The organism is Nocardioides oleivorans (genome assembly GCF_004137255.1).
GTDB lineage: Bacteria > Actinomycetota > Actinomycetes > Propionibacteriales > Nocardioidaceae > Nocardioides > Nocardioides oleivorans.
The window spans coordinates 193,169-204,451 of sequence record NZ_SDWT01000003.1 but is presented as its reverse complement, the minus strand read 5'-3'; the positions used below and the strand labels follow the sequence as shown (position 1 = coordinate 204,451).

General features: G+C 71.8%; 11 protein-coding genes. 5 read left to right on the top strand and 6 right to left on the bottom strand.

What is annotated here, in order from left to right:
* Together dnaJ and hrcA are read right to left on the bottom strand one after the other, a co-directional pair.
* Positions 1 to 1,176 carry a molecular chaperone DnaJ gene (dnaJ, locus tag EUA93_RS19620; RefSeq protein ID WP_129402028.1) on the bottom strand — a complete coding sequence of 392 codons (1,176 nt, stop codon included), beginning with the start codon at positions 1,174 to 1,176 and terminating at the stop codon, positions 1 to 3.
* On the bottom strand, positions 1,173 to 2,195 hold the full coding sequence (gene hrcA / locus EUA93_RS19615; RefSeq protein WP_129402027.1) for a heat-inducible transcriptional repressor HrcA: 1,023 nt from the start codon (positions 2,193 to 2,195) through the stop codon (positions 1,173 to 1,175). Before hrcA ends, dnaJ begins: the two co-directional genes overlap by 4 nt.
* 86 nt (positions 2,196 to 2,281) lie before the next feature.
* Here hrcA and EUA93_RS19610 point away from each other — a divergent pair, with 86 nt between their 5' ends.
* The 4 genes from EUA93_RS19610 to EUA93_RS19595 are packed head-to-tail and all read left to right on the top strand — an operon-like array spanning position 2,282 to position 5,172.
* Complete coding sequence (locus EUA93_RS19610; RefSeq protein ID WP_129402026.1) at positions 2,282 to 3,157, top strand: MBL fold metallo-hydrolase; 876 nt, start codon at positions 2,282 to 2,284, stop codon at positions 3,155 to 3,157.
* Positions 3,158 to 3,207: 50 nt separating this feature from the next.
* On the top strand, positions 3,208 to 3,891 hold the full coding sequence (locus tag EUA93_RS19605; RefSeq protein WP_129402025.1) for a DUF2470 domain-containing protein: 684 nt from the start codon (positions 3,208 to 3,210) through the stop codon (positions 3,889 to 3,891).
* 56 nt (positions 3,892 to 3,947) lie between these two features.
* Positions 3,948 to 4,271, top strand: a complete 324-nt coding sequence (locus tag EUA93_RS19600) for a hypothetical protein (protein WP_129402024.1) — start codon at positions 3,948 to 3,950, stop codon at positions 4,269 to 4,271.
* 52 nt (positions 4,272 to 4,323) lie between these two features.
* On the top strand, positions 4,324 to 5,172 hold the full coding sequence (locus EUA93_RS19595; RefSeq protein WP_129402023.1) for a DUF3097 domain-containing protein: 849 nt from the start codon (positions 4,324 to 4,326) through the stop codon (positions 5,170 to 5,172).
* A 360-nt stretch (positions 5,173 to 5,532) separates the two neighbouring features.
* Here the strand turns inward: EUA93_RS19595 and hemW are convergent, their stop codons facing one another.
* The 4 genes from hemW to EUA93_RS19575 form a co-directional block, all read right to left on the bottom strand.
* Positions 5,533 to 6,750, bottom strand: a complete 1,218-nt coding sequence (gene hemW / locus EUA93_RS19590) for a radical SAM family heme chaperone HemW (protein WP_129402022.1) — start codon at positions 6,748 to 6,750, stop codon at positions 5,533 to 5,535.
* A 54-nt stretch (positions 6,751 to 6,804) separates the two neighbouring features.
* On the bottom strand, positions 6,805 to 7,734 hold the full coding sequence (locus EUA93_RS19585) for an intradiol ring-cleavage dioxygenase (RefSeq protein ID WP_129402021.1): 930 nt from the start codon (positions 7,732 to 7,734) through the stop codon (positions 6,805 to 6,807).
* A 146-nt stretch (positions 7,735 to 7,880) separates the two neighbouring features.
* Positions 7,881 to 9,701, bottom strand: coding sequence for an AMP-dependent synthetase/ligase (locus EUA93_RS19580; protein ID WP_129402020.1), 1,821 nt, complete (start codon positions 9,699 to 9,701; stop codon positions 7,881 to 7,883).
* Between the two features lie 169 nt (positions 9,702 to 9,870).
* Positions 9,871 to 10,803: an aminoglycoside phosphotransferase family protein gene (locus tag EUA93_RS19575; RefSeq protein ID WP_129402019.1), complete on the bottom strand. Its 933-nt coding sequence runs from the start codon at positions 10,801 to 10,803 to the stop codon at positions 9,871 to 9,873.
* Between the two features lie 23 nt (positions 10,804 to 10,826).
* Here EUA93_RS19575 and EUA93_RS19570 point away from each other — a divergent pair, with 23 nt between their 5' ends.
* Positions 10,827 to 11,279, top strand: a complete 453-nt coding sequence (locus EUA93_RS19570; protein WP_129402018.1) for an XdhC family protein — start codon at positions 10,827 to 10,829, stop codon at positions 11,277 to 11,279.
* The last annotated feature ends 4 nt before the right edge of the window (positions 11,280 to 11,283 follow it).

Here is an 11,283-nt window from a genome sequence, read left to right as displayed (position 1 = left end):
TCAGCCCTGGAAGGCGTCGCGCAGCCGGCCGAACATCGACTTGTGCGGCGCCTCGGCCTGGCCGGTCGGCTTCTCCTCGCCGCGGATCGCGGCGAGCTCGCGCAGCAGCTCCTCCTGGCGGGGGTCGAGCCGCGTGGGGGTGTCGACCGAGATGCTCACGATGAGGTCGCCGCGTCCACCGCGCAGGCTCGGCACGCCGAAGCCGCGGATGACCTGCTCGCTGCCGGACTGGGTGCCCGCCCGGACCTCGATGTCGTAGGTCGTCGTGGGCCGCTCGCCCTCGGGCGTCTCGTCGGACTGGGGCAGGTCGGCCTCGAGCAGCGGCAGCGTGAGCTGGGTGCCGAGCGCGGCCGCCGTCATCGGCAGCGAGACCGTCGTGTGGAGGTCGTTGCCGTTGCGGGTGAAGGTCGCGTGCGGCTCGACGTGGATCTCGACGTAGAGGTCGCCGGCCGGCCCGCCACCGGGACCGACCTCGCCCTGTCCGGTCAGCTGGACGCGGGTGCCGTGGTCGACGCCGGCCGGGATCTTCACGGTGAGCGTGCGACGCGTGCGCACGCGGCCGTCGCCGGAGCACTCGCGGCACGGGTCGGGGATGACCGAGCCGTAGCCGCGGCAGGCGGCGCAGGGACGGAGGGTGCGGATCTCACCCAGGAACGACCGCTGCACGACCGCGACCTCGCCCTGCCCGTGGCAGGTCTCGCACGTGGTCGGCGAGGTCCCGGGCGCGGTGCCCTGGCCCTCGCAGGCCTCGCAGCGCAGCGCCGTGTCGACCTTGAGGTCGCGGGTCACGCCGAACGCCGCCTCGGCGAGCGTCGTGTCGAGCCGGATCAGGGCGTCCTGGCCGCGCCGGGCACGCGAGCGCGGGCCGCGGGTCTGGCCACCGGCCGCACCGCCGCCGCCGAAGAACGCGTCCATGATGTCGGTGAACGAGAAGCCCTGCCCGGCACCGCCGAAGCCCTGGCTGAACGCGTCGCCACCACGGTCGTACGCCGCCTTCTTGCCCGGGTCGCTCAGCACCTCGTAGGCGCGCGAGACGTCCTTGAAGCGCTCCTGGGTCTCCGGGTCGGGGTTGACGTCCGGGTGGAGCTGCCGGGCGAGGCGGCGGTAGGCCTTCTTGATCTCGTCGGCGCCGGCGTCACGCGAGACGCCGAGGATCTCGTAGGGGTCCTGGGTCACTGGTTTCCTTCATCGAGGATCCGGGAGACGTAGCGCGCGACCGCGCGCACGGCTGCCATGGATCCGGGGTAGTCCATGCGGGTCGGCCCGACCACGCCGAGAGATCCGAGGTGGAGCTCCTGCGGGCCGTAGCCGGTGGCCACGACACTGGTGGCCGCGAGCTCGGAATAGGGGCCCTCGTGCCCGATGCGGACGGTGAGGGCGTCGACGCCCGACTCCCCCAGCAGCTTGAGCAGCACGACGTGCTCCTCGAGCGCCTCCAGGAGCGGCCGGACGGCGGTGTCGAAGTCGCCGTAGCGGGCGAGGTTGGCGGCGCCGCTCACCGCGACGCGCTCGTCGCTGCGGTGGTCGGACATCGCCTCGCTGAGCACCCCGACCACGGCCCGGGTGACGCCGGCCTGCTCGGGGCGCACGTCGTCGGGCAGCGCGCCGAGCGCCTGGGCCGCGGCGGCGATCTGGACGCCCACGCTGGCCTGGTTGACCGCCACCCGCAGCTCGGCGAGGTCGGTGTCGGCGATCGACTCGTCGAGCTCGACGAGGCGCTGCTCGACCCGGCCGGTGCTGAGGATCAGGATCAGCATCACCCGGGTCGGGGTCAGCGCGACGAGCTCGATGTGGCGGACGGTGGAGCGCGAGAGCGAGGGGTACTGCACGATCGCGACCTGCCGGGTCAGCTGGCTGAGCAGCCGGACCGACTTCTGCACGACGTCGTCGAGGTCGACGGCGCCGTCGAGGAGGGTGGCGATCGCGCGCCGCTCGGCCACGCTCATCGGCTTGAGGGTGGCGAGCTTGTCCACGAAGAGCCGATAGCCCTTGTCGGTGGGCACCCGGCCGGCACTGGTGTGCGGCTGGTGGATGTAGCCCTCGTCCTCGAGCGCAGCCATGTCGTTGCGCACCGTGGCGGGCGAGACGCCCAGCCCGTGGCGCTCGACCAGCGCCTTGGAGCCGACCGGCTCCTCGGTGGCGACGTAGTCCTCCACGATCGCGCGCAGCACGTCGAGCTTGCGGTCGTCGACCATGGAGCCCTCCTCGCTGCTCGGATCGTGGTGCTGGCACTCGTTCGCCCTGAGTGCCAAGCCTACTCGTTCGCCGTAGGGTCGCGGACATGACCGACCCGTCCCCCGACTCCCCACCGCGGTTCACCGAGGTCGCGCCGCGGGTCTGGGTGGCGCACTACGACTGGATGCACGTCAACATCACCCTCGTCGGCGGCTCCGACGGACTGCTGATGGTCGACACGCACGGCTCGGCGGCCCAGGCGCGCGTCGTTGCCGACGACGTACGACGCCTGGGCGCGGGCCCGCTCACCGGGCTGGTCAACACCCACGAGCACTGGGACCACCACTTCGGCAACGCGACCATGGTCGAGCAGTTCGGCGAGATGCCGATCCACGCCACCGGGTGGGCGCGCGACCACGTCGAGGAGTCGGCCCGCAACACCTTCGCCCACTACGAGCAGGCCACCGACCACCCGCGCCGCGAGGAGATCCTCGAGACCACGCTGCACCTGCCGACGGAGACGTTCTCCTCGGCCGTCCAGCTCGACCTGGGCGATCGTGCGGTCGAGCTGATCCACCCCGGGCGCGGGCACACGGCCGGCGACCTCGTGGTCCGCATCCCGGATGCCGACGTGCTGCTCGGCGGCGACCTCGTCGAGGAGTCCGACCCGCCGTTCATCGGCGACGACTCGTGGCCGCTGGAGTGGCCGACGACGCTCGACCTGGCCCTCGGCCTGATGACCGACTCCACCGTCGTGGTCCCCGGTCACGGGCAGGTCGTGGACAAGGCGTTCGTCCAGGACCAGCGCGTCGACCTCGGCACCATCGCCGAGACCATCCGCGACCTCGCCTCGCGCGGCGTGCCCGAGTCGGAGGCGCTGGCCCAGGGCGAGTGGCCGTGGGACCCCGACCTGCTGGTGAGCGCCGTACGCCTCGGCTACGCGCACCTGCCCCGGTCCCAGAAACGACTCCCGCTGGTCTGATCCGTTCACCACGAGTTAGGCTTGCCTTACCTAATCCTCGTGGAGGCGTGATGAACCCGGCCGAAGCCGCCCTGCTGGCCCGCAGCGTGCTGTCCTGCCCCGAAGCGATCACGCTCTGGGTGGGCGAGGCGCACGACACCGTCGAGGACGAGGTCTACGAGGTCACCTGCGACATGCACGGTGCGCCGGTGTTCAGCGCGAGCGACGAGTCCGCCCTCCTCGCGGCCGCCCACGGCGGGTCGGTCGGCATGGTCGAGATCGCCAGCGGCCTCGGCGACCCCGCCTCGGAGCACCGGCGGCTCAGCCTCGTCATGCAGGGCACGCTGGTGCAGCGCGACTCCGGCTGCCGCTGCTGCGGCGACCCCCGCTCGCTCGTCGCGCTCGAGCTGAGCACCGTGTCGTTGCTCAGCGACGAGGAGACCCTCGCCGTCGAGGTCTCCCGCTTCCGCGACCACCGCCACGTGCTCAACCCCGGCTACCTCCAGCGCACCGTCGAGCACGCCAACGAGGCCCACGAGCTCGAGCTGCGCACCGCGATGGCGACCACCTTCGGCGTCCCCCTCCACTCGATGCTGGCCGCGAGCCTCGTGCGGGTCGACCCGTGCGGGGTCGACGTCACCTGGCTCGACGCGTCGGGATCGCACCCGCACCGGCTCGACTTCGTCCGCCCCGTCGCCTCGCCCCAGGAGCTCGGCGCCGCGCTGCGCTCGCACCTGCACGCCGGGATGTGCTGACGGCTCCCACCCACAGGGGGCTGGCCCGGTCCGCCGTACGCCGGTAGGACTGGGGGATGACCGAGAAGAGCGCGACCCAGGACGAGTTCGGCGACACCCCGACGGCGACCAGCGGCACGAGCGAGGCCGACGCGGACCACTCGGGCGACACGGCGTCCCCCGACACGGAGACCATCGGCGGCATCGGTGACGACCAGCTGCCCGAGGACCTCCAGCCGACCGACGACAACCCCCTCGCCAAGCCGCTCGACCCCGACGCCGAGGACACCAAGAGCCGCGCCGAGCTCGAGATGGACGCCGCCCAGGAGGACGACGCCGAGATCGCCGGCGAGGGTGCGACCGGCGAGGGCGCGCAGGGCGACGGCATCTCCCAGGGCTGAGCCACCGGCGCGCCGCCTCCGCCGTTCGGCCTGCGGCCCCTAGCGTTGACCGGTGCCCCAGGATCGCTACGGAACCAACGTCCTCGCCTCCGACTGGCGCGCCCCGAAGAAGGGTCGCGCCGTCGAGGTGCCGACCGAGATCGGGATGGTCGTCGAGGAGGTCACGACCGACTGGTGCGGCGAGGTCGTGGCCGTCGACCGCGACATCGACACGCTGACGCTCGAGGACCGGCGCGGCAAGCGGCGCACGTTCCCGCTCGGCCCCGGCTTCCTGCTGGAGGGCAAGCCGGTGATCCTCACCCGACCGGTCCGCGGTGGCGCACCTGCTGCACCCGCGCGTACGGCGTCGGGCTCGGTCGCGGTGCCCGGCGCGCGGGCCCGCGTCGCGCGCGCCAGCCGGATCTTCGTCGAGGGCCGCCACGACGCCGAGCTCGTCGAGAAGGTCTGGGGTGACGACCTGCGGATCGAGGGCGTGGTCGTGGAGTACCTCGGCGGCGTCGACGACCTCGCCGACCACCTGCGCGACTTCAAGCCCGGCCCGCAGCGCCGTGTCGGCGTCCTGGTCGACCACCTGGTCCCCGGGTCCAAGGAGTCGCGGATCGCGCAGGGCATCGCCCGCTCCCCCATCGGCAAGCACGTGCTCGTCGTCGGGCACCCGTTCATCGACATCTGGCAGGCGGTGAAGCCCGACCGCCTCGGCATCACGCAGTGGCCGGCCGTGCCGCGCAGCATCGACTGGAAGACCGGCACCTGCCAGCAGCTCGGCTGGCCCCACCGTGACCAGGCCGACATCGCCCGGGCGTGGAAGCACATCCTCGGCCGGGTGTCCTCCTTCGCCGACCTCGAGCCCGCGCTCCTGGGCAGGGTCGAGGAGCTGATCGACTTCACGACCGCCCCCTGACCCGCTGGACATCAGCGGGGGGGTTCGTCCGCGGCGCGCCCGTGAAGTAAGGACGAGGGCTGCGTTCGGGAGAGCGAAGCGGAGGAGAGCGCGGCAACGAGGACGCACGAGCGGGCCTCCAGCGCCGCGGACACGCGCCGAAGCGAAGCGGAGGCGCCAAAAGACACAGCGATCCGTGGTCACGGTCGACCGGACCCACGGCCTTGGTTTCGACACGAGCGCGGGCGCCCTGCTCAACCAGCGGGGAGGGACCCACGGCCTTGGTTTCGACACGGGCGCCAGGGCGCCCTGCTCAACCAGCGGGCGGGCGCGCCGCGGACGGGAACCCCGGCTGACGGTCGCGCCACTGTGCGGGTGGGCTCAGTCCACGAGGTCGCGGACGACGGCGTCGGCGAGGAGCCGGCCGCGCTGGGTGAGCACCAGCCGCTCGGCGGCGAGCTCGACCAGACCGTCGGCGACCAGGCGCGCGACGTGGGCGCGTCCACCGGCCTCGAGTGCGGAGACCGGGAGGCCCTCGACGAGGCGGATCTCGAGCAGGATCCGCTCGACCCGCTGGTCGCGGTAGCCGAGCACCTCGCGCGCCAGGGCCGGTGAGACCCCGCGGCCCAGCCGTTCGGCGTACGCCGCCGGGTGCTTGACGTTCCACCAGCGCGTGCCACCGACGTGCGAGTGGGCACCGGGCCCGACGCCCCACCAGTGGCCGCCGGTCCAGTAGAGCAGGTTGTGCCGGCACCAGTGGTCGGGCGAGGTCGCCCAGTTCGAGACCTCGTACCAGCTCATCCCGGCACGCCCGAAGCGCTCGTCGGCGAGGTGGTACTTGTCGGCGAGGTCGTCCTCGTCGGGCATGGCGATCTCGCCGCGGGCGACCTGGCGGGCCATGGCGGTGCCGGGCTCGACGATGAGGGAGTACGCCGAGATGTGGTCGGGCTCGCACGCGAGGGCAGCGTCGACGGAGGTCTCCCAGTCGGCGAGCGACTCCCCCGGCGTGCCGTAGATCAGGTCGAGGCTGACGTCGTCGAAACCGGCCTGCCGCGCCCAGTCGACGACGGCCGGGACCCGCATCGGGTCGTGGGTCCGGTCGAGGGTGCGCAGGACGTGGTCGACGGCCGACTGCATGCCGAAGCTGATCCGGTTGAAGCCGGCGGTGCGCAGCTCCTCGAGGTCCCAGGCCGCGACGCTGTCGGGGTTGGCCTCGGTGGTGATCTCCACGTCGTCGACCAGGCCGAACTCCCCTGCCGCGCTCGCCACGATGGCACCGAGGTCGGCCGCCTTCAGCAGCGTCGGCGTACCACCACCGAAGAAGATCGTCTCGATCTTCACGTCACGGTGGCCGAGCACCTGCCGGGCGAAGCGGATCTCCTTGATCGCCGCCTCGGCGTAGGTCGACCGGCTGGCGCCGACCTCGTCACCGAGCTCGTGGGCGGTGTAGGTGTTGAAGTCGCAGTAGCCGCACCGGACCGTGCAGAACGGCACGTGGACGTAGAGCCCGAAGGGCTTGCTGCCGAACTCCGCCCACGCCTCGTCGGGCAGGAGGCCGTCCTCGGGGGCGACGTCGCCGTCGGGCTGGGCGGGGGGCACGCGGCAATCCAACCACGCGGTCTCCCCCGCGCCCGCCACCCGGATCGGGGACGCTCAGATCGGCACGTTGAGCGTCGCGGTCCAGCCCTCGGAGTTGCTGCCCTTCACGGTGGCCATCTGGAGGGAGTACCCGTCGCTGAAGATGCCGTCGGAGTCGAGGCTGACCTGAGCCAGGTTCGTCACCGACGACTCGTAGCCCTCGGTGGCGTAGACCTCGTTGCAGACGTCCTCGGGGAACGCGAGCTGCGAGGTGCGCAGCTTGTTGGAGACGCTGGTCGCCGCGTCGAGCGACTCGTAGACCTCGAAGTGCACGTGCGGCCAGCGTCCGGAGTAGCAGGCCGGGAAGATCGAGGTGAACTCGACCCAGCCGTCCTCGTCGGTCTCCTGCACGCCGCGCAGGTAGTTCTGGTCGGCCGCGTCACCGTCGTACATCGAGTAGCTGCCGTCGCGGTCGCAGTGCCAGGCGTAGATGGCGGCGCCGGAGAGGACCTCGACCTCGTCGCCGGTGAGGTCGTAGAGCTTGAACCGCAGCGTGAGGGGCACGCCCTCGGCCACGCCCGACGCCGAGCCGAAGCTCGTGGTGATGTCCGAGCGGACGACGCCGCTCTCGGAGAGCACGTCGGGGCCGTTGGAGCCGTCGCCCGGGTAGGGGCCGGCGGTCTCCTCGGGGATCTCGCCGTCGGCGACCTCGACGGAGGAGTCGCCGCCCATGCCGCCGTCAGGCGCCCCACCGCCGGGACCGCCGCTCGGCGGGTTGCCGGTCGGGGTGCTGCTGGAGGTGGCGGTCGAGGCGGTGGAGTCGTCGCTGGCGCACCCGGCGACCGCCACGACCCCGAGACCGCCCAGGACCCCCAGCACACCGCGGCGGCCCATCGTCGAGAAGCCGCGCCGCTGCAGAGTGCCGAGGTCGTGCTGGAGTCCGAGGTCGTGCTCGTGCACCTCGTCGTCGCCGTGCGGGTGGTGGTGGGTGCGGTCTGCGGTCATGGGGTGCTCCTGGGGGAACTGAGTCGGACGGGACGAGCGAACGGGTGCCAGTGGTCTCCCACTGGCACCCATTCAGCCGCCGTGTCCTGTGCGTCTCCTGTGAGGCACCCAGCAACCGGATCAGACCTGGCGCGGTCCCGTCGGACTCAGGCGTAGAGGCCCTCGATGACCGACTTGTTGTTCTCCTGGACCACGTTGCGCTTGACCTTCATCGAGGGCGTGAGCTCGCCCGACTCGACGGTGAGGTCGTGGTCGAGGACCTTCCACTTCTTGATGGTCTCCCAGCGGTTGAGGTGGCTGTTGAGCTCCTCGACGTAGTCGGTGACCATCTTCTGCACGGCGTCGGACTGCACGACCTCGGTGTAGGACCTGCCGGCCATGCCGTTCTCGTCGGCCCAGCCCGCCATGGCGTCGGGGTCGAGCGTGACGAGCGCGACGCAGTAGTTGCGGCCCTCGCCGAACACCATGAACTGGCTGGCGTAGGGGCACACGGCCTTGAACTTCGACTCGATCGCCGGCGGGGCGATGTACTTGCCGCCGGAGGTCTTGAAGAGCTCCTTGATGCGACCGGTGATGACCAGGTGGCCGTCGGCGTCGAGGGTGCCCTTGTCGCCGGTGTGCAGCCAGCCGTCGGAGGTCAGCGTCTTGGCCGTCTCCTCGGGGAGGTTGTGGTAGCCGTCCATCACCCCGGGGCCCTTGATCATGACCTCGTCGTTCTCGCCGAGCTTGACCTCGCTGCCCGGGAACACCGGGCCGACGGTGCCGAACTTGTTGGCGTCGGGGTGGTTGACGAAGGAGCCGGCCGAGGTCTCGGTGAGGCCGTAGCCCTCGAGGACCGTGATGCCGGCAGCGCCGAACCACTCGGCGATGTCGCGGTTGAGCGCGGCGGAGCCGGAGATGAAGAACCGGACGTTTCCGCCGAACCGCTCCCGCACCTTGGAGAAGACGAGCTTGTCGAAGAGGCCGTGCTGGACCTTGAGCGGCAGCGGGACCGACTTGCCCTCCAGCTTGAGCCTCTCGACCTGCAGACCGACCTTGAAGGCGCTGTTGAAGATCTTCTCCTTGGCGCCGCCCTCGGCCGCCTGCATGGTGACGATGCGGCCGTAGGCCTTCTCGAAGATGCGCGGCGCGGCCCCCATGAAGGTCGGCTTCACGACACCGAGGTTGTCCACGATCTTGTCGACGCGGCCGTCGATCGCAGCGGCGAAGCCGCAGGCCATCTGGGTCGACATCAGCACCTTGCCGAACGAGTGCGCCATCGGCAGCCAGCGGAACTCGAGGTCGTCGGGGCCGAGGATGCCCTGCGCCCGGATCGCCTCGCCCTCGTAGACCCACGACGAGTGGCGCAGGCGCACGCCCTTGGGGCGCCCCGTGGTGCCGGAGGTGTAGATCAGGGTGGCGAGCTGGTCGGGGGCGATCGCAGCCGACGTCGTGCGCACCACGTCGGGCTGCTCGGCCAGCGCCTTGGCGCCCAGCTCGGCGAGGTCGTCGAGGCTGATCACCCAGTCGCCGTCGGCCTTCCCGTCGAAGGTGACGACCTTCGAGACGTGGGGCAGCTCGGCGCGGTGGGCGGTGAGCTTGGCGACCTGCTCGTCGTCCTCGGCGAAGACGACCTGGCTCTCGGAGTCGCCCAGGATGTAGGTGGTGTCCTCGGCGTTGGTGCTCGGGTAGACCGTGGTGGTCGCACCGGCAGCGCACATGATCGCCAGGTCGGCGAGGATCCACTCGTAGCGGGTGCCGGAGGCGATGCCGACGCGCTGCTCGGGCTGCACACCGAGCGCGATCAGGCCCGCGGCCAGCGCCTCGACCTTGTCGCCGGCCTGCTTCCAGGTCACGGACTCCCACGCCTCGCCGCGCGGGAAGCGGAACGCCTCGCTGTCCGGGGAGGCGGAGACGCGGTCGAAGAACTGGACGGCCACGTTGGCCGGCATGGTGGCGAGGAAGCTCGTGTCGATGGTGGTCGGCATCTGTTACCTACTCATTCGTGGAGCGTGGCGCGGGGCGCGACACAGGCTGGTGCTGACGGGGGACTGCTGCTGACTTGGGCTGTAACCTAGGTCACTTTTCCTACCGGGTGGTAGCAATCGTGGCGTTTTGAGCACCGGGTCGGCGAAGGTTGCGACTTTCGACCGATGTCTAGTCCTGGACGGCCTTGGTGATGGCGATGCACCTGGTGATCCAGTCCTGCTCGTCCGGGCCGAGTGCCCGGTCGGCCTCGCGCGCGTCCTGCACCGACCAGCCCGCGTTGACGACCATGCGGACCACGACCCAGTCGCGCGCCCGGGACTCGTCGAGGTCGGCCGCGTCGACGATCGCGTGGAATCGGCGTCGCAGGCCGTCGCGCACCGAGCCCACGGCACCGGGGCCGCTGAGCTCGTCCATCCGGTTCCACAGCATCGGGGCGGGCTCGTAGTGCCGGTCGCCGGCCATCGGCTTCGGGTCGATGGCGAGCCACTCCCCCGCTGCGTCGGCCATCACGTTGGCGTAGTGCAGGTCGCCGTGGACGACCACCGGGGGCGTGTCGTCGGCGAGCAGGTCGGCGCCGAGCGACAGTGCCTGGTCGACGTACCTCCGCGGGATCGGGATGTCGCGGCCGAGGGCGTCGAGCTCGCGCAGCCACCTCGCGACGTACGACGACACGGTGGCCAGCTGCGGCAGCGCGGGCAGGTGGAGGCTGCGGTGGAGGCCGCCGACGACCTCGCACGCCTCGACGTCCCAGGCGTCGCCCAGGTCGGGGCCGGGCAGCCAGTCCAGGAGCAGGGCCCGGCGACGGGGGTCGGCCCGGCGGAGGCGTACGGCGCCCCTGCCGCCCCAGTGCTGCAGCGCGAGCCCCTCGTGGAGCGACTCGTCGTCGCCGGTGAAGGTGACCTTGAGGCCACCCGGGACACCGTCGGCGTCGACCACCGGGACCACGATCGAGCAGTAGCCGTGCAGGGAGTCGCCCCGCGGCGTCAGGTGCCAGTCGTCGAGGAGGTCGCCGGTGAGGCGCGGGAGCCGGTCGAGCCAGTCGGACCAGTCCTTGCCGAGCTCCCGCTGGCCCAGCAGTCCCGGGGGGATGGTGACGGACACGGTCCAACCCTAGGCTGGCGCCCATGAGTGAGCGTCAGCAGCCGTGGGTGGCCGAGCCCGAGCAGCGCGGCCGGATCCTGGTCCTCACCGACAACCCGATCGCCCGGTCCATCGCGGTCATCGCCTCCACGGTCGGCCGTCCGGTGCTCGTCGAGTCGGCCGACGACGGCGGTCCCGGGCTCGACCCGCAGGAGGGCGACGCGGTCGTCCTCTGCGACCACGACGCTCCGGACGCCCCGTCGGTGCTGCGCTCGGCGCTCGCCTCCGACGCTGTCTACGTCGCGATGATGGCCAGCCGGCGACGGGCGGAGGGCCTCGTCGAGGAGCTCGTCGGCGAGGGCTACGACGTCAGCCGGCTGCACGTGCCGGCCGGCCACGACCTCGGCGGCCGGGCGCCGGGCGAGATCGCGCTCTCGGTGGTGGCCGAGATCGTCGCCGAGTCCTACGGCCGCCCCGGCGGGCCGATGAGCGGCTGAGCGG